The organism is uncultured Phenylobacterium sp., assembly GCF_902826855.1.
Classification (GTDB): domain Bacteria; phylum Pseudomonadota; class Alphaproteobacteria; order Caulobacterales; family Caulobacteraceae; genus Phenylobacterium.
Map to the genome: position 1 here is coordinate 7,022 of NZ_CADEGK010000051.1, position 16,619 is coordinate 23,640.

Annotated in this window: 17 protein-coding genes; all 17 read left to right on the forward strand. The window is 68.6% G+C overall.

Annotated elements, in window-relative coordinates:
- The first annotated feature begins 44 nt into the window (after positions 1-44).
- The 17 genes from QZV94_RS09305 to QZV94_RS09380 all read left to right on the forward strand — a co-directional run bounded on the left by QZV94_RS09305 (position 45) and on the right by QZV94_RS09380 (position 16,607).
- Positions 45-821 (forward strand): CoA transferase, encoded by a 777-nt coding sequence (locus QZV94_RS09305; protein WP_293677541.1) that lies wholly within the window; start codon positions 45-47, stop codon positions 819-821.
- A 52-nt stretch (positions 822-873) separates the two neighbouring features.
- Entirely contained in the window at positions 874-1,296 is a 423-nt protein-coding gene (gene mce / locus QZV94_RS09310; RefSeq protein ID WP_293677542.1) for a methylmalonyl-CoA epimerase, read from the forward strand.
- Positions 1,296-1,556, forward strand: a complete 261-nt coding sequence (locus QZV94_RS09315; protein ID WP_293677543.1) for a DUF1467 family protein — start codon at positions 1,296-1,298, stop codon at positions 1,554-1,556. The genes mce and QZV94_RS09315 overlap by 1 nt, the downstream gene beginning before the upstream one ends.
- 111 nt (positions 1,557-1,667) lie before the next feature.
- Complete coding sequence (proS, locus tag QZV94_RS09320; RefSeq protein WP_293677544.1) at positions 1,668-2,984, forward strand: proline--tRNA ligase; 1,317 nt, start codon at positions 1,668-1,670, stop codon at positions 2,982-2,984.
- A 14-nt stretch (positions 2,985-2,998) separates the two neighbouring features.
- The gene (locus QZV94_RS09325; protein WP_293677557.1) at positions 2,999-4,276 is read left to right on the forward strand and encodes a lipoprotein-releasing ABC transporter permease subunit; all 1,278 of its coding nucleotides are present in this window, start codon (positions 2,999-3,001) and stop codon (positions 4,274-4,276) included.
- Positions 4,269-4,955, forward strand: a complete 687-nt coding sequence (locus QZV94_RS09330; RefSeq protein WP_293677545.1) for an ABC transporter ATP-binding protein — start codon at positions 4,269-4,271, stop codon at positions 4,953-4,955. The genes QZV94_RS09325 and QZV94_RS09330 overlap by 8 nt, the downstream gene beginning before the upstream one ends.
- Positions 4,956-5,083: 128 nt before the next feature.
- Positions 5,084-5,173, forward strand: a complete 90-nt coding sequence (gene sidA / locus QZV94_RS25120; protein WP_367254289.1) for a cell division inhibitor SidA — start codon at positions 5,084-5,086, stop codon at positions 5,171-5,173.
- An 11-nt stretch (positions 5,174-5,184) separates the two neighbouring features.
- On the forward strand, positions 5,185-8,637 hold the full coding sequence (dnaE, locus tag QZV94_RS09335) for a DNA polymerase III subunit alpha (protein ID WP_293677558.1): 3,453 nt from the start codon (positions 5,185-5,187) through the stop codon (positions 8,635-8,637).
- 64 nt (positions 8,638-8,701) lie between these two features.
- Positions 8,702-8,980 (forward strand): hypothetical protein, encoded by a 279-nt coding sequence (locus QZV94_RS09340; RefSeq protein ID WP_293677546.1) that lies wholly within the window; start codon positions 8,702-8,704, stop codon positions 8,978-8,980.
- A 185-nt stretch (positions 8,981-9,165) separates the two neighbouring features.
- On the forward strand, positions 9,166-10,083 hold the full coding sequence (rpsB, locus tag QZV94_RS09345) for a 30S ribosomal protein S2 (RefSeq protein ID WP_293677547.1): 918 nt from the start codon (positions 9,166-9,168) through the stop codon (positions 10,081-10,083).
- Between the two features lie 91 nt (positions 10,084-10,174).
- Positions 10,175-11,113, forward strand: a complete 939-nt coding sequence (tsf, locus tag QZV94_RS09350) for a translation elongation factor Ts (protein ID WP_293677549.1) — start codon at positions 10,175-10,177, stop codon at positions 11,111-11,113.
- Between the two features lie 91 nt (positions 11,114-11,204).
- Positions 11,205-11,924, forward strand: a complete 720-nt coding sequence (gene pyrH, locus QZV94_RS09355; RefSeq protein WP_293677551.1) for a UMP kinase — start codon at positions 11,205-11,207, stop codon at positions 11,922-11,924.
- Positions 11,925-11,966: 42 nt separating this feature from the next.
- Entirely contained in the window at positions 11,967-12,533 is a 567-nt protein-coding gene (gene frr / locus QZV94_RS09360) for a ribosome recycling factor (protein WP_293677552.1), read from the forward strand.
- A 28-nt stretch (positions 12,534-12,561) separates the two neighbouring features.
- Positions 12,562-13,338 carry a polyprenyl diphosphate synthase gene (gene uppS, locus QZV94_RS09365; RefSeq protein WP_293677553.1) on the forward strand — a complete coding sequence of 259 codons (777 nt, stop codon included), beginning with the start codon at positions 12,562-12,564 and terminating at the stop codon, positions 13,336-13,338.
- Entirely contained in the window at positions 13,316-14,188 is an 873-nt protein-coding gene (locus QZV94_RS09370; RefSeq protein WP_293677554.1) for a phosphatidate cytidylyltransferase, read from the forward strand. Before uppS ends, QZV94_RS09370 begins: the two co-directional genes overlap by 23 nt.
- A complete protein-coding gene (gene dxr, locus QZV94_RS09375; RefSeq protein ID WP_293677555.1) occupies positions 14,176-15,372 on the forward strand; it encodes a 1-deoxy-D-xylulose-5-phosphate reductoisomerase in 1,197 nt (398 codons plus the stop codon). Before QZV94_RS09370 ends, dxr begins: the two co-directional genes overlap by 13 nt.
- A gap of 17 nt (positions 15,373-15,389) precedes the next feature.
- Positions 15,390-16,607, forward strand: coding sequence for an RIP metalloprotease (locus QZV94_RS09380; RefSeq protein WP_293677556.1), 1,218 nt, complete (start codon positions 15,390-15,392; stop codon positions 16,605-16,607).
- Positions 16,608-16,619 lie beyond the last annotated feature (12 nt).

Here is a 16,619-nt window from a genome sequence, read left to right on the forward strand (position 1 = left end):
GGGATGCCGGCGCGCGGGCGGCGCTGCCGGGCTTCGACCCGCTGTTGCAGTCCGAGGGTGGGATGATGGCGGCGCAGGGCGGCGAGGACGACCCGATCCTCTACACCATCGCCGTCAACGACGTGGCGACGGCCTCGGTGGTGACCATGTCGGTGATTGCGGCGCTGAACGCCCGCGAGCGGACGGGTGAGGGCCAGGAAATCCTGACCAGCCTGATGGCCCAGAGCCTGCTGTTCCAACTGGGCGAGATGGTGACGTACGAGGGGCGGCCGCCGAACGACATGGGCGGCACGGACTGCCTGGGGGTGCGGGCGCTGCATCGCTACTACGCCTGCGCCGACGGGTGGCTGGGGCTGGTGTGTTCCACTGACGAGGAGTCCGGCGCGCTGGCGAGGGCCTTGGGGCTCGACCTGGGGCCGGCGCCGCTGCTGGCGCCGCGCGACGGCGTGGTGGCCGAGCGGCTGGAGGCGGCGCTGGCGGGTCTGACCCGCGCCGCTGCGTTGGAGGTGCTCCTCGGCGCCGGCGTGCCGGCCGCGCCGGTGTTGCGCAGCGCCGAGGCCCTGGAGGACGCGTGGCTCAGCGAAAACCGTCACCATGAGCGGTGGCGCCATCCACGGCTGGGACCGGTGGTGTCGGCCAGGGCCTACACCGACTTCACGCGCACGCCTGGCGGGCTGACGCGGCCCGCCCCCGACATCGGCGAGCACACTGTGGAGGTGCTGACGGAGTGGGGCGTAGGGCCGGCGCGCATCTCGGCGCTGATGGCCGCCGGGGCGATCTTTGAAGGCGATGGCCGCGGCGGCGTCGCTCCGCCGCACTGAAGTTCCGCCGCGTGATCTCGCGCTGGCGCGCGGGGCGCCGTATAGGCGAGGGATGATCGGAAGACTGAACCACGTTGGCGTCGCAACGCCCTCCATCGACAAGGCCGTCGAGGTCTATCGCGACATGCTGGGAGCCACCCAGATCGGCGAGAAGTTCGCGCTCCCCGAACAGGGCGTCTGGGTCTGTTTCGTCGACACGCCGAACAGCCAGATCGAGCTGATCGAGCCCTATGGCGACGCCTCGCCGCTGAAGGGCTTTCTCGAGAAGAATCCGGCCGGCGGGCAGCATCACCTCTGCTTCGAGGTTCCCGACATCATCGCCGCGCGCGACGACATGGTCGCCAAGGGCGCCGCCGTGCTGAACGGCGGCGTGCCGCGGATCGGGGCGCACAAGGTTCCGGTGATCTTCGTGCACCCGAAGAACATGGGCGGCGTGCTGGTGGAGCTGATGGAAACTCCGAAGGGCGCGCACTAGTGAGCCCGATCACCTGGGGGGCGATCTACCTCTCCATCTGGTGGACGGTGCTGTTCTGCGTCCTGCCGCTCGGGACGATCACCCATGCCGAGGCCGGCATCGACCGCGGCGACGGCACCGACCCGGGGTCGCCGGTGGACCCGAAGCTGAAACGCAAGTTCTTGACTACCACCTGGGTCGCCACCGCCGTGTTCCTGGTGCTGCTGGCCGTGATCCACTTCGGCCTCGTCGAACTCCCGCGCCTGCCCGCCGGGTACTGATCCCGGCGCGAAGCGGGTGCGCAGGCAACCACTTCGCCGCCCCATCGTTGCCAAGGTTCCAGCGGCAGGGCTATCAGGGCGCCTCGCCTGAGCTGAAAGCTGCCGAATCCCATGCGCCTATCGCGATACTTCATGCCGACGCTGCGCGAGGCGCCCGCCGATGCGCAGATCGTCTCTCACCAATTGATGCTGCGCGCCGGGATGGTGCGGCAGGAGGCGGCGGGGATCTACGCCTGGCTGCCGCTGGGTCTGCGGGTCCTGAAGAAGATCGAGCAGGTGGTGCGTGAGGAGATGGACCGGGCCGGCGCCATCGAGATCCTGATGCCGACGATCCAACTCGCCGACCTCTGGAAGGAGAGCGGGCGCTACGACGATTACGGCGACGAGATGCTGCGCATCTTGGACCGCGGCCAGCGCGAGCTGCTGTTCGGGCCCACGGCGGAGGAGGTCGTGACCGATATCTTCCGAAGCTATGTGAAATCCTACAAGGACTTGCCGAAGAATCTTTACAATATCCAGTGGAAGTTCCGCGACGAGCGCAGGCCCCGTTTCGGGGTGATGCGCGGGCGGGAATTCCTGATGAAGGACGCCTATTCCTTCGACGCTGACGAGGCCGGCGCGCGGAAGTCGTACAACCGCATGTTCCTGGCCTACCTCAACGTCTATGCGCGGCTGGGGCTGAAGGCCGTGCCGGTGAAGGCCGACCCGGGACCGATCGGCGGCGACCTCTCCCACGAGTTCATGATCCTCGCCGATACGGGCGAGAGCCAGGTGTTCGCGCACCGCGACCTGGTGGAGATGGGCGCGCCGGGGCCGGACATCGACTGGGACGGCGACCTTGGGCCGGAGGTCGCGCGGCGCACGAGCCTCTATGCGGCCTCCGACGAGATGCACGACGCGGCGCGGTTCGAAGCCATGCCCGAGGACAAGCGCATGACCGCGCGCGGCATCGAGGTGGGCCACATCTTCTATTTTGGGACCAAGTACTCGGCGCCGATGAAGGCGCTGGTGACCGGGCCCGACGGCAAGGACACGCCGGTGCAGATGGGCTCCTACGGCGTCGGCGTCTCGCGGCTGGTGGCGGCGATCATCGAGGCCAGCCACGACGCCAACGGGATCATCTGGCCGGCCGCGGCGGCGCCGTTCGGGGCCGTGGTGCTGAACCTGCGCGCCGGCGACGCGGCGGTGGATGCGGTCTGCGAGCAGGCCTATGCGGCGCTGACGGCGGCGGGGATCGACCCGCTGTACGACGACCGCGACGACCGCCCGGGCGCCAAGTTCGCCGCCGCCGACCTGGTGGGCATCCCGTGGCAGCTCATCGTCGGCCCCAAGGGCGTGGCCGAGGGCGTGGTGGAGCTGAAGAACCGCGCCACCGGCGAGCGCCAGACCGTGCCGCTGGACGCGGCGCTGAAGGCGATCACGGGGTGAGCAGCGCCGAGGCCGTGACCGGCGGGCGGGCCCCGCCCTTCGGTTTCTGGGAGCGCATGCTGGCGCTGCGCTACCTGCGGCCCAAGCGCAGCGAGGGCTGGGTGGCGCTGATCGCGCTGATCGCCTTCATCGGCATCACGCTCGCGGTCATGACCCTGATCATCGTGATGTCGGTGATGAACGGCTTCCGCGCCGAGCTGCTGGGCCGGATCCTGGGCTTCCAGGGCCATGTCTTCGTCACCGGCGGGGTGCTGGACGGGGCCGAGCGGGACCTGGCGGCGAAGCGGATCCTGAAGGTGCCGGGCGTCATCCAGGCGGCCCCGATCATCGAGGCGCAGGCCATCGCCATGGGCCCCAGCCAGATCACCGGCGCCCTGGTGCGCGGGATCGAACCGCGGGACCTGGCCGCCACCAAGCTGGTCTCGGGCAACATCACCCGCGGCTCGCTCAGGAGCTTCGGCGTGGGCGATTATGGCGGCGACACGGTGATCATGGGCGACCGGCTGGCCCAGCAGCTGGGCGTGCGGCCCGGCGAGACGATCAGCCTGATCTCGCCCTCCGGCGGGGCCACGGCATTCGGCGGCATGCCCCTGCAGAAGGCCTACACGCTCGGCGCCACCTTCACCGTGGGCATGAGCCAGTATGACCAGGCGTACATCTACATGCCGCTCGCCCAGGCCCAGCTGTTCTTCGGCCGCGAGGACACCGCCGACGCCATCGAGGTGCGGGTGAAGGACCCGGACCAGGCGCCGCGGATGAAGGCGGACATCAGCCGGGCCGCCGGTCCCGCGGCCCTGGTCAACGACTGGACGCAGCGGGATGCGTCGTTCTGGGGCGCGCTGAAGGTCGAGCGCAACGTGATGCGGTTGATCCTCATGCTGCTGGTGGTGATCGCCGCCCTGAACGTGATCTCCGGCCTGGTGATGCTCGTGAAGAACAAGGGCCGCGACATCGCGATCCTGCGGACGATGGGGGCAGGGCAGGGGTCCATCCTGCGGATCTTCTTCATGGCCGGCGCCAGCGTGGGCGCGCTGGGCACCGCCACCGGCCTGCTCCTGGGAACGGTGTTCTGCATCTACATCGCGCCGATCCAGGACTTCGTGGAGTACGTCACCGGGCAGGCAGTGTTCTCCTCGGACGTCTATTACCTCTCCCACATCCCGGCGAAGGTGGACTGGGCCGAGGTGGCGCTGATCATCGCCTGGGCGCTCGGCATGAGCTTCCTGGCCACCCTCCTGCCGGCCTGGCAGGCTTCTCGCATCGATCCGGTGGAGGCGCTTCGCTATGAGTGAAGCGGTTCTGTCGATCCGCGGCCTGGAGCGGACCTACGTCACCCTGGGCGGGACCCTGCCGGTGCTGCGGGGCGTCGACCTGGACGTGATGCCGGGGGAGATCGTGGGCCTGGTCGGGCCGTCCGGATCGGGCAAGTCCAGCCTGCTGCACGCCGCGGGGCTGCTCGAGCGTCCCGACGGGGGCCGCATCTCGATACTGGGCGCCGATTGCTCGGACCTGGGCGAGCGGGAGAGAACCCGGGTGCGGCTGGCGACCATCGGCTTCGTGTATCAGTTCCATCACCTGCTGCCGGAGTTCTCGGCCCTCGACAACGTCGCCATGCCGCAGCTGATCGCCGGGCGGCCGCGCAAGGTCGCGGCGGAGCGCGCCCGCGCGCTGCTCGACGACCTTGGGCTCGCCGAACGCACGCACCACCAGCCGGCGCAGCTCTCCGGCGGCGAGCAGCAGCGGGTGGCGCTGGCGCGCGCGCTGGCCAACTCGCCCCGCCTGCTGCTGGCCGACGAGCCCACCGGCAACCTCGATCCCACCACCTCGACCGCGGTGTTCGACAACCTCTACGCCCTGGCCCGCAAGACCGGCGTCGCCGCCCTTGTCGCGACGCACAACATGGCGCTGGCCGCGCACATGGACCGCGTACTGGCCCTGAAGGACGGGAAGCTGGAGCCCTGGCAGGCGTAGAAGCGGCCGTCAGCGTCGCTTTGCGCAGCGGTGGGTGAGCAGACTTGACCAAGAGAACAAAAGGAGAAATAAGAACGCATCGGGAACGATGTGGTTCTCCACAGTCGGTTCACAGGAGGATGCGGAAGATGGTTCGTCTGGCGCGGGAATCGCTGGCCTTTGTGTCGGTGGCGAGCTTTGTCTGGATGGTCTGCGCGGTGGCCGGCCTAGTGAGCTGACCGCCATGCGAATGGGAGAGGCGGCTCTGGCAAAGGACGACGACGCGGGTTTCGTCCATCTCCGGGTACGCTCCGCCTATTCGCTGCTGGAAGGCGCCATCAAGGCCGACAAGATCGGCGGCCTCGCGAAGGCCGACAACATGCCGGCGGTGGCGATCGCCGACCGGGCCAACCTGTTCGGCGCCCTGGAGTTTTCAGTCGCCACCAAGGGCGAAGGGGTGCAGCCGATCATCGGCTGTGCGCTGCCGGTCAGCGGCATCGGCGAGGGGCTGTCCGACCGCTGGGCCAAGACGCCGACTGTGATGCTGCTGGCGCAGAACGAACGGGGCTACCTCAATCTCTGCGAACTCTCCTCAGCGGCCTATCTGGAGGTTGAGGCGACCGAGGACCCGCACGTGCCCTGGGCGAAGGTGGCGGCGCACGCCGAGGGCCTGATCCTGCTGTCCGGCGGACCGGACGGGCCAGTGGATCCGCTGTTCGCGGCCGGCAAGACCAAGGAGGCCCGCGGGGCGCTGGCGCACATGAAGTCGGCCTTCGGCGACCGCTTCTATGTGGAGTTGCAGCGGCACGGGACCAACGCCGAGGCGAGCGCCGAGGGCGGGCTGGTGGCCTTCGCCTACGACGAGGACGTCCCGCTGGTCGCCACCAACGACGTCTACTTCAAGAACGCCCAGACCCACCAGGCGCACGACGTGCTGCTTTGCATCGCCGACGGGGCCTTCGTGGGCCAGGACGAGCGTCGGCGGGTGACGGCCGAGCACGGCTTCAAGTCGGCGGCCGAGATGCGGGCCCTGTTCGCCGACCTGCCGGAGGCCTGCGACAACACCCTGGATATCGCGCGGCGCTGCGCCTTCATGGTGACGAAGCGCGATCCGATCCTGCCCAGCTTCCCCACCGGCGACGGCCGCACCGAGGCCGAAGAACTGGCGTTCCAGGCCCGTGAGGGGCTCAAGGCCCGCATCGCGGCGGGCCAGGCGAGCGCGTTCCCGACCGCCGACTACGAGGCGCGGCTGGAGCGGGAACTGGAGGTCATCATCCAGATGGGCTTCGCCGGCTACTTCCTGATCGTCTCGGACTTCATGAAGTGGGCGGTGGCGCACGATATCCCGGTGGGACCGGGGCGCGGCTCGGGCGCGGGCTCGCTGGTGGCCTGGGTGATGCTGATCACCGGACTGGATCCCTTGCGGTACGGCCTGATCTTCGAGCGGTTCCTGAACCCTGAGCGGGTGTCGATGCCGGACTTCGACATCGACTTCTGCCAGGACCGGCGCGACGAGGTGATCACCTACGTCCAGCAGCGTTACGGCCGCGACCGGGTGGCCCAGATCATCACCTTCGGCACCCTGCAGGCGCGCGCGGTGCTGCGCGACGTGGGGCGCGTGCTGCAACTGCCGCTGGGCCAGGTCGATCGCCTCGCCAAGATGGTGCCCGCCAATCCGGCCAACCCGGTGACCTTGGCTCAGGCCATCGAGATGGAGCCGCGGCTGCAGCAGGCGCGCGCGGAGGACGAGGCGGTGGCGCGGCTGCTGGACATCGCGCTGCAGCTGGAGGGCCTGTACCGCAACGCTTCCACCCACGCGGCGGGGGTGGTGATCGCCGACCGGCCGCTGACCCAGCTGTCGCCGCTCTACCGCGACCCGCGCTCCGAGTTGCCCGCCACCCAGTTCAACATGAAGTGGGTGGAGAGCGCCGGCCTGGTGAAGTTCGACTTCCTGGGCCTGAAGACGCTCACGGTGATCCGCCGCGCCATGAAGCACCTGGAGCGGCGCGGGGCGGCGTTCCCTCTGGAGACCTTGGCCCTCGACGACCCCGCCGCCTACGAGATCATGGCCGAGGCGCAGACGGTCGGCGTCTTCCAGATGGAAGGGCAGGGGATGCGCGACACCCTGCGCCAGCTGCGGCCCACCTCGCTGGAGGAATGCACGGCGCTGATCTCGCTCTACCGGCCGGGGCCGATGGACTCGATCCCCGAGTATGTCGACGTGAAGATGGGCCGCCGGCCGCTCGACTTCTATCACCCGCTGCTGGAGCAGGTGCTGACGCCGACCTACGGGGTGATCGTCTACCAGGAGCAGGTGATGCAGATCGCCCGCACCATGGCGGGCTATTCCCTGGGCGAGGCCGACCTGCTGCGCCGCGCCATGGGCAAGAAGAAGAAGGAGGAGATGGACCAGCAGCGGGCCCGCTTCGCCTCCGGCGCCGCCGAGCGGGGCGTGGACAAGGGCCTGGCGGACGTCCTGTTCGGGCTGATGGAGAAGTTCTCCGGCTACGGCTTCAACAAGTCCCACGCCGCGCCCTACGCGCTGATCGCCTACCAGACGGCCTGGCTGAAGGCGAACGCGCCCGTCGAGTTCTACGCCGCGTCGATGAGCCTGGACCTGGCCAACACCGACAAGCTGTCGGTCTTCTACCAGGACGCCAAGCGCTTCGGCGTCGCCATCCGTCCGCCGTGCGTCAACCGCTCCGGCGCCGACTTCGAGGTCGAGAACGGGGAGGTGCTGTACGCGCTGGGCGGCATCAAGAACGTGGGCCTGCAGGCCATGGAACACGTGGTTCAGGCGCGCCGCGAAGGCGGCCCATTCACCGACATCTTCGACTTCGTCGAGCGGGTGGATCCGCGGCAGGTCAACAAGCGCACCTTCGAGACCCTGGCGCGGGCCGGCGCCTTCGATTCCCTGAACGCCAACCGCGCGTTCCTGATGGCGGCGGCCGACAGCCTGGTGGGCTACGCTCAGAGCGTGGCGGCGGACCGGGCCTCGTCGCAGGCCTCGCTGTTCGGCGGCGATCAGGCCGAGGCGGCGCGGCCGCGGCTGAACCGGACCGAGGAATGGACCCCGACCGAACGGCTGGACCACGAGCTGGCGGCGGTGGGCTTCTACCTCTCCGGCCACCCGCTGGACGATATGATCGAGGCGCTGCGCAAGCGGCGCACCGACCTGCTCACCGACGCTGTCGCCAAGGTGCTGGCGGGCGCTGAAGCGCTGCGCATGGCCGGCGTGGTGCGCCGCAAGCAGGAACGGCCCAGTCGCAGCGGCGAGCGCTTCGCGTTCGTGACGTTCTCCGATCCCACCGGCGAGTTCGAAGTGATGTTCCCGCCGGAGTCGCTGAAGAAGTGCCGCGACCTGCTGGAGCCTGGCCGGGCGCTGTCGATCAAGGTCCGCGCCAAGGCTGCCGACGGCGAGGTCCGCTTCTTCGGCGACGACGTGGAGCCGGTGGAGAAGGCCGTCGAGAACGTGGTCGCCGGCCTTCGCGTGCATCTGGCGCCCCGCAGCGCCGAGATCGAGGCGCTGAAGAAGCGCCTGGCCGGTGTCACCAACACCCGGGGCGGCGAGATCGTGCTGGTTGCGGGCCTCGCGGGCGGGCGCGAGGTGGAGATGAAGCTGCCGGGCCGCTTCACCCTGGATGGGGCCGTGCGAGGGGCGATCAAGACCGCGCCGGGCGTGGTTTTCGTGGAGGACCTCTGAGGCGAACAGGCTTGACTGTAGTGAGGCCCTGGTTTGTTCTCTTGCAATTGGAAGGGATCAAACGATGAAAATGCAACTCCTGGCCGTTGCCCTGCTGGCGACCGGCGCGGTCGCCGCACCGTCCCTGGCGCAGGGCACGTTCTCGCCGGGCAAGCCCAAGGCGCCGTGGACCGCAGGTACACCGAGACCGGCGCCGACACCTGGCTACACGCCGGCCGCGCCGAAGACCTATGGCGTCCCGCAGACCCGAATCTACGGCGCGCCGGAGCCCAAGAAGCCCGAGCCTTTCAAGCCTTACGAGCCCTACAAGCCGAAGAGCGTATTCGGTCCGGACAAGCGGTAGGTCTCCCTCCTACGGTGGAGGCACGGCGCGCCTTGCGTTTTGCCCGCTTTCCCACTACATGCGCGCTCCAATCCACACGCGGGCGTGCGGCTTGGCGGGGAGACATCCCGCCCGGTCCGTTCCGGTCCTCCCCAGGGAGGGTTTGCCCGCGGCGGTTCAACCGGAAGAAAGACGAGACACAGACGATGGCTCTGCCTGAATTCTCCATGCGCCAGCTGCTCGAGGCCGGCGCCCACTTCGGCCACCAGACGCACCGGTGGAACCCGAAGATGGACAAGTACATCTTCGGATCGCGCTCCAACATCCACATCATCGACCTGTCGCAGTCGATTCCGCTCCTGCACCAGGCCCTGGTGAAGGTGCGTGAAGTCGCCGCCGGCGGCGGCCGCATCCTGTTCGTTGGCACCAAGCGCCAGGCCTCCGAGCCGCTGGCCACGGCCGCCAAGCGTTGCGCCCAATACTACGTGAACCACCGCTGGCTGGGGGGTACGCTCACCAACTGGCGCACGGTCTCGGGCTCGATCGCGCGTCTGCGCGAAGTCGATAGCCTGCTGGCTGGCGAAGGCCAGGGCCGGACCAAGAAGGAACTGCTCCAGATGACGCGCGAGCGCGACAAGCTGGAGCTGAGCCTGGGCGGCATCAAGGACATGGGCGGCATTCCCGACCTGATGTTCGTGATCGACACCAACAAGGAGGCGATCGCGATCCAGGAAGCGCGCAAGCTCAACATCCCGGTGATCGCCATCCTGGACACCAACTGCAACCCGGACGGCATCACCTATCCGATCCCGGGCAACGATGACGCCGCGCGCGCCATCCAGCTGTACTGCGACCTGCTCGCCGACTCCGTGCTGGACGGCCTGGCCGCCGGCCAAGCTGCCTCGGGCGTGGACCTGGGCGCCTCGGAGGCTCCGATGGAGCCGACGCTGGCCCGCAAGCTGACGCCGGAACCCGTGGCGGAGGAGCCTGCCGTTTCGGCGCCCGAAGCCACGGCCCTGGAAGCCGAGATGACGGGCGCCGCCGAACCGGAGACCACCGCCGCGGAGGCCGAGACGGCCACCGATGGCGCTGCCGCGGCGAGCGAACAAGAACAGGCCGGCTGAGGCGCAGGTCCGCGCCTCGGCTGACACGAAACCAAGACGGCGGGCCCGCTAAGGGGTCCGTCGTTATTCAAAGACCTTGAAGGAGCTGACCATGGCGGAAATCACCGCTGCGCTGGTCAAGGACCTGCGCGAAAAATCCGGCGTTGGCATGATGGACTGCAAGAAGGCCTTGCAGGAGACGGGTGGCGACATGGACGCGGCCATGGACTGGCTGCGCACCAAAGGCCTGGCCAAGGCCGCCAAGAAGGCCGATCGCGCCGCGGCCGAGGGCCTGGTGGCGGCCAAGGTGAGCGACGACGGCAGGACCGGCGTCGCCATCGAGCTGAACGCCGAGACCGACTTCGTCTCCAAGAACGCGACGTTCCAGAACGCCGCGCGCGAGATCGCGACCGTGGCGCTTGGCGTGGACGGCGACGTCGACGCCCTGAACGCCGCCAAGACCGCCAAGGGCGAGACGGTGGGCGACATGGTCACCGGCCTGATCGCCACCATCGGCGAGAACATGCGCGTGCGCCGTTCGGCCCGCCTGTCGGTGCCGCAGGGCGCCGTCGCGGTCTACATCCATAACAAGGAAGCCGACGACGTCGGCAAGATGGGCGTTCTAGTGGCGCTGGAAGGCGCCGGCGACACCTCCGTCCTGCGTGACGTGGGCAAGCGCATCGCGCTGCACGTGGCCGGCACGCCGACCCCGCCGCTGGCTCTGGCCGTCGACGAACTCGACCCCGCGGTTGTCGCCAAGGAGCGCGAGATCCAGGTCTCGATGGCGATGGAATCGGGCAAGCCCAAGGAGATCGCCGAGAAGATGGTCGAGGGCCGCATTCGCAAGTGGATGGAGGAGGTCGTCCTCCTGAAGCAGCCGTTCGTCATGAACCCGGACCAAACCATCGAGCAACTGGTGGCCGAGACGGCCAAGGAGCTCGGTTCGCCGGTAACCGTGAAGGGCTTCGTGCGCTTCGCGCTGGGCGAGGGCGTGGAGAAGAAATCGGACGACTTCGCCGCCGAAGTCGCCTCAATGACCGGCAAGGCCTGATCCACTCCGACTGACGCCAAATAGGGCGCGGCGCGTTCGACGCGCCGCGCCCTTGCTGTATGTTCCTTCCGCTTTCCGGGATTCTCGCTCCATGGCCTCAGACCAACCGCGCTTCAAACGCATCCTCCTGAAGCTGTCGGGAGAAGCGGGCGTCGGGGGTGAGAACTTCGGCATCGATCCGAAGACGCTGGCCGCGGTCTCCGAGGAGATCGCCCAGGTGGTGCAGGCCGGCATCCAGGTTTGCGTCGTCGTGGGCGGCGGCAACATCTTCCGCGGCGCAGCGCTGGCCGAGGCCGGCATGGAACGGGCCAGCGCGGACTACATGGGCATGCTGGCCACGGTGATGAACGCACTGGCGCTGCAGGCCTCGCTGGAGAAGGCGGGCGTCTTCACACGCGTGCAGTCGGCGATCCCCATGGAGGCCGTCTGCGAGCCTTACATCCGCAGGCGGGCGCTCCGGCATCTGGAGAAGGGCCGCGTTGTGATCTTCGCGGCCGGCCTCGGTGCGCCGTTCTTCACCACCGACACGCCGGCGGCCCTGCGCTCGGCCGAAATGGGCTGCGACGCGTTGCTCAAGGGCACCAGCGTCGACGGGGTCTATTCCGCGGACCCGAAGAAGGATCCGACCGCCACCCGCTACGAGACACTGAGCTACCACGAGGTCTTGTCCAAGAACCTCAAGGTGATGGACGCGTCCGCAGTCAGCCTGATGCGCGAAAATCACATCCCGATCATCGTGTTCAACATCCGCGAACGGGGCAATCTGTTGAAGGTCGTGAAGGGCGAAGGGGTCTTCACCACCATCGCCTAGGCCCTAGACTTCAACGAACGACGAGAACGACGGAGACGCCGCATGGCCACTGCCGAGAAACCCGTGCTTTCGAAATACAAGGACCGGATGGACAAGGCCGTCGCGGCGCTGACCGACGAGTTCGGCTCGCTGCGGACGGGCCGCGCCAACGCCGGCCTGCTGGACCAAATCCGCGTGGAGGCCTACGGCTCCCAGGTGCCGATCAACCAGGTGGGCGCCGTCAGCGTCCCGGAACCGCGTATGCTCACGGTCAGCATCTGGGACCGCGGGCTGGTGGTTTCGGTGGAGAAGGCGATCCGCGCCTCGGACCTGGGGCTGAACCCGGTGGTGGACGGCACCACCCTGCGCATCCCGATCCCGCCGCTCACCGAAGAGCGCCGCAAGGACCTCGCCAAGCTGGCCGGCAAGTACGCCGAACAGCAGCGCGTGGCGATCCGCAACGTGCGCCGCGACGCCAACGAGGACTGCCGCAAGGCCAAGAAAGACGGCGTGATCGGCGAGGATGAGGAGAAGCGCCTGGAGGCCGAGGTGCAGAAGATCACCGATGAAGCCATCAAGCGCGTGGACGAAGCCTTGAAAACAAAAGAACAAGAGATCATGCACGTCTGACCCTCGCGCCAGGATTCATAGCTTACCAATGTCCGCCGCCGAGAAGCCGCCGTTCGAGGGCGCGTCCACGTTGGAGGGGTCCCCGCCGCTCCTGCACGTGGCGATCGTCATGGATGGCAACGGCCGCTGGGCAAAGCAGCGCGGCCTGCCGCGCTCGCTGGGCCACCGGGCCGGCGTCGAGGCCCTGAAGCGGACGGTGTCGGCGGCCCCCAAGCTGGGCATCGGGTGGCTGACCGTCTTCGGCTTCTCGACGGAGAACTGGAGCAGGCCCGCCGCAGAGGTGGCCGAACTGATGGCGTTGCCCAAGCGCTACTTCGAAAGCGACATCGCCCGGCTGGAGCGCGAAGGCGTGCGCGTGCGCGTGATCGGGCGGCGGGCGGGCCTTTCGAGCGAACTGGTGCGGCTGGTGGACGACGCCCAGGCGCGGACCGACCACAACCGTCTCTTCAACCTGAACATCGCCTTCAACTACGGCGGGCAGGCCGACATCACCGACGCGGCGCGCCGCTTCGCCGAGGAGGTGGCCGCCGGGCGTCGGGCGCCGCAGGACCTGGACGAAGCCCTGTTCGGCGGCTTCCTGGCCACCGCAGGTTCGCCGCCGCCGGACGTGATCGTGCGGCCCTCCGGAGAACAGCGGCTGTCGAACTTCCTGCTCTGGGAAGCGGCCTATGCCGAGTTCGTCTTCCAGGATGTGCTTTGGCCCGACTATGGCGAGGACCATCTCAAAGCGGCGCTGGCGGAGTTCGCCACCCGGGACCGCCGCTATGGCGCCGTCGTCGCTGATGACGTCCTTGCCGCCGGCTAAGCGGTTCGACTGGTCCAACCTCGGCCTGCGCGTAGCGTCGGCCGCGGTGATCGGGCCTGCGGCCCTGGCGGCGGCGTGGTTCGGCGGCTGGCCCTGGCTGGTCCTGATCGCCATCGCCGTGGCCCTGCTGGCCATCGAGTGGGGCGGGATGAGCGCGCCGGGCGCGCCCACGCGCGTCGCCGCGGCGGTGGCGGCGGCCGTGCTGATCGCCGTGTTCGTGGGCTATCGTGGGCACTACGTCCTGGCGTGGGGCGCGATCCTGGCCACCGCCGCCGCCGCCGCCGTGATCGCGCGCGGCATCGCCGAGCGGCCCGGGGACACCGCCTATGGGGTGCTCTACATCGGCCCGGCGGCGCTGTGCCTGGTGTGGTTGAGCGCCACCAATCAGGGCAACTGGTGGATCATGATGCTGTTCGCGGCCACCTGGGGGGCCGACATCGGCGCCTTCGCGGTCGGCTCGACGCTCAAGGGACCGAAGTTGTGGCCTCGCTTCTCGCCCAACAAGACGTGGTCCGGCTTCTTCGGCGGCCTGGTGGTTGCGACGCTGGCGGCGGTGGGCATCGCAACCCTGCCGGATCTGCTTCAGGCCTACTTCCCGAATGTATTGGCCGGCCTGCGCCCCTTCCAGCTCAATGTCTGGGCCGCCGCCTTCATCGGTCTGGCGGTCGGACTGGCGACCATGGCCGGCGATCTGTGGGAATCCGCCCTCAAGCGGCGATTCGGCGTAAAGGACTCGGGAGACCTGATCCCTGGCCATGGCGGCCTGCTCGACCGGGTGGATGGCCTGATGTTTGCTGTGGTGGTGATGGCGGCCCTGCGGCTTGCGAACCATTTGGGATGGGGACATTGAACCTGCCGCGCAAGGTCAGCGTCCTGGGCTCCACGGGATCCGTGGGCGTGTCCACACTCGACCTGTTCGAAAAGGCCGGTCTCGAGCTCGAGATGGTCGGCCTGACGGGAGGGCGCAACGTCGTACGGCTCGCCGAGCAGGCGCTCCGCTGGCGGCCGCAGATCGCGGTGATCGAGGACGAGACGCTACTGCCGGAGCTGCGCGAGCGGCTGAAGGGCTCCGGCATCGCTACCGCGGCCGGCGCAGAGGCGGTCCGCGACGTGGCGGGAGCCGACGCCCAGTGGGTGATGTCGGCCATCGTCGGCTTCGCGGGCCTGGCGCCGACCCTGGCCGCGGCCAAGGCGGGAGCGATCATCGCACTGGCCAATAAGGAGAGCCTCGTCTGCGCAGGGCCGTCCCTGCTCCGGACGGCCAAGCTGGCCGGCGGGGCGGTGATCCCGGTCGATTCGGAGCACTCGGCGATCTTCCAGGTGCTGGACCCGGCCATTGCTGCGCAGGTCTCGCGCCTGATCCTGACCTCCTCGGGAGGCCCGTTCCGGGACGCCACGCGCGCCGAGATGGCGGCGGCGACCCGTGAGCAGGCGCTGGCGCACCCGAATTTCTCGATGGGCGCCAAGATATCGATCGATTCCGCGACCATGATGAACAAGGGCCTCGAGGTGATCGAGGCCGCCTACCTGTTCGCCATGCCGCCCGAGCGCATCGAGGTCCTCGTCCACCCGCAGCAGATCATCCACTCCCTCGTGGAGTACGCCGACGGCTCGACCCTGGCGCAGCTCGGCCCGCCGGACATGCGCCCGCCGATCGCCTGCGCCTTCGCCTGGCCGGACCGGCTGCCCTGGCCGGCCCCCAAACTCGACCTGGTGACGGCCGGCCCGCTGACCTTCCAGCACCCGGATCCACGGAAGTTCCCGGCGCTCTCGATCGCCAAACAGGCGCTCGCCGCTGGCGGCCAGGCCCCGGCGGCGATGAATGCGGCGAACGAGCGCGCGGTCTCGGCTTTTCTTGACCGGCGCATCGGCTTTCTGGATATCCCCAACGTCGTGGCGGAGACCCTCGAGCGCATGAACGGGATCACAACCCGCGCGAGCCCCGAGGACGACGCCGTCGAGCGGGCGCGAAACACCGACGCCGAGGCGCGGCGCGTGGCGGATGAGGTCGTGATCGGCCTCGCCGCCGCCTGATGGAGTAATCACCCCACATGCCGCAGATCCTGCCGATGCTCGCGTTCTACACCATCCCGTTCCTGCTGGTGCTGGGCGCCGTGGTGACCATCCACGAGCTGGGCCACTTCTGGATGGCGCGGGCCCTCGGCACCAAGGTTGACCGGTTCTCGATCGGCTTCGGCTCGGCGATCGCCCAGTGGACCGACAAGCAGGGCGTCGAGTGGCGGGTGGGCTGGCTTCCGATCGGCGGCTATGTGCGCTTCGCCGGCGACGAGAACGCGGCCTCGATCCCCGATGCCAGCGACCTTGCAGCCATGCGCCGCGAACTGGTCGAGCAGGGACGCGCCGGCGAGCTCGATCGCTACTTCCACTTCAAGCCCATCTGGCAGCGGGCGCTCATCGTGGCCGCCGGGCCAGTGGCCAACTTCCTGCTGGCGATCGTCATCTTCGCCGGCATGCTGATGGTCCTGGGCGAGCAGATCGGCTCCACCCGGATCGACTCCGTCGAGAAGGGCAGCGCCGCCGAACAGGCCGGCTTCAGGATCGGTGACGTGGTCCTCGAGGCCAACGGCAAGAAGGTCGAGAGCTTCCAGGCGATCACTCAGCACGTGATCCTGAGCTCCGGAACGCCGCTGACGTTCACCGTGCTGCGCGGCGAGCAGGAAATCCCGATCGTCGCCACGCCCCGGCGCGGCGTCATCATCGACCAACTGGGCCGTCCGCAGCAACTTGGTCGCCTCGGCATCGGCCATGACGGCAGGCGAAGTGAGGAGAGCACGCGCCACTACAACTTCCCGCAGGCGGTGGTCGGCGGCGTCGATCGCACGTTCGGCACCATCACCACGACGCTCACCTACATCGGCCGCCTGTTCACCGGCCGCGAGAACGCCGACCAGCTCGCGGGGCCGATCGGCATGGCGCAGCTTTCGGGCGATCTGGCCAAGAAGGCGGCGGAAGTCTCTCCCGACTTCCGCAGCTTCCTGCGGACCGGCATCATCACGCTCTTCAGCCTGACAGCGACGATCTCGGTCGGGATCGGCTTCATGAACCTGCTCCCCGTGCCTGTGCTGGATGGGGGACACCTGCTGTTCTACGGGTATGAAGCGATCACTCGGCGCCCTCTTGCCGCCAAGGTTCAGGCGGCAGGGTACCGCGTGGGCCTTGCACTCGTTCTCGGATTGATGTTGTTCGCCACCTGGAACGACTTGCAGCGACTGCGTGTGTTCAACCTGTTCGGTAGCCTATTCTCCTAGGCCCTTACGCCC

Bases quoted from the DNA above. Each gene is read 5' to 3' on its own strand.
- rpsB (WP_293677547.1), top strand. From the start codon at position 9,166: ATGGCTCTGCCTGAATTCTCCATGCGCCAGCTGCTCGAGGCCGGCGCC.
- dxr (WP_293677555.1), top strand. From the start codon at position 14,176: ATGGGGACATTGAACCTGCCGCGCAAGGTCAGCGTCCTGGGCTCCACG.
- sidA (WP_367254289.1), top strand. From the start codon at position 5,084: ATGGTTCGTCTGGCGCGGGAATCGCTGGCCTTTGTGTCGGTGGCGAGC.
- QZV94_RS09380 (WP_293677556.1), top strand. From the start codon at position 15,390: ATGCCGCAGATCCTGCCGATGCTCGCGTTCTACACCATCCCGTTCCTG.
- tsf (WP_293677549.1), top strand. From the start codon at position 10,175: ATGGCGGAAATCACCGCTGCGCTGGTCAAGGACCTGCGCGAAAAATCC.
- QZV94_RS09340 (WP_293677546.1), top strand. From the start codon at position 8,702: ATGAAAATGCAACTCCTGGCCGTTGCCCTGCTGGCGACCGGCGCGGTC.
- QZV94_RS09330 (WP_293677545.1), top strand. From the start codon at position 4,269: ATGAGTGAAGCGGTTCTGTCGATCCGCGGCCTGGAGCGGACCTACGTC.
- pyrH (WP_293677551.1), top strand. From the start codon at position 11,205: ATGGCCTCAGACCAACCGCGCTTCAAACGCATCCTCCTGAAGCTGTCG.
- QZV94_RS09370 (WP_293677554.1), top strand. From the start codon at position 13,316: ATGACGTCCTTGCCGCCGGCTAAGCGGTTCGACTGGTCCAACCTCGGC.
- proS (WP_293677544.1), top strand. From the start codon at position 1,668: ATGCGCCTATCGCGATACTTCATGCCGACGCTGCGCGAGGCGCCCGCC.
- dnaE (WP_293677558.1), top strand. From the start codon at position 5,185: ATGGGAGAGGCGGCTCTGGCAAAGGACGACGACGCGGGTTTCGTCCAT.
- uppS (WP_293677553.1), top strand. From the start codon at position 12,562: ATGTCCGCCGCCGAGAAGCCGCCGTTCGAGGGCGCGTCCACGTTGGAG.
- frr (WP_293677552.1), top strand. From the start codon at position 11,967: ATGGCCACTGCCGAGAAACCCGTGCTTTCGAAATACAAGGACCGGATG.
- mce (WP_293677542.1), top strand. From the start codon at position 874: ATGATCGGAAGACTGAACCACGTTGGCGTCGCAACGCCCTCCATCGAC.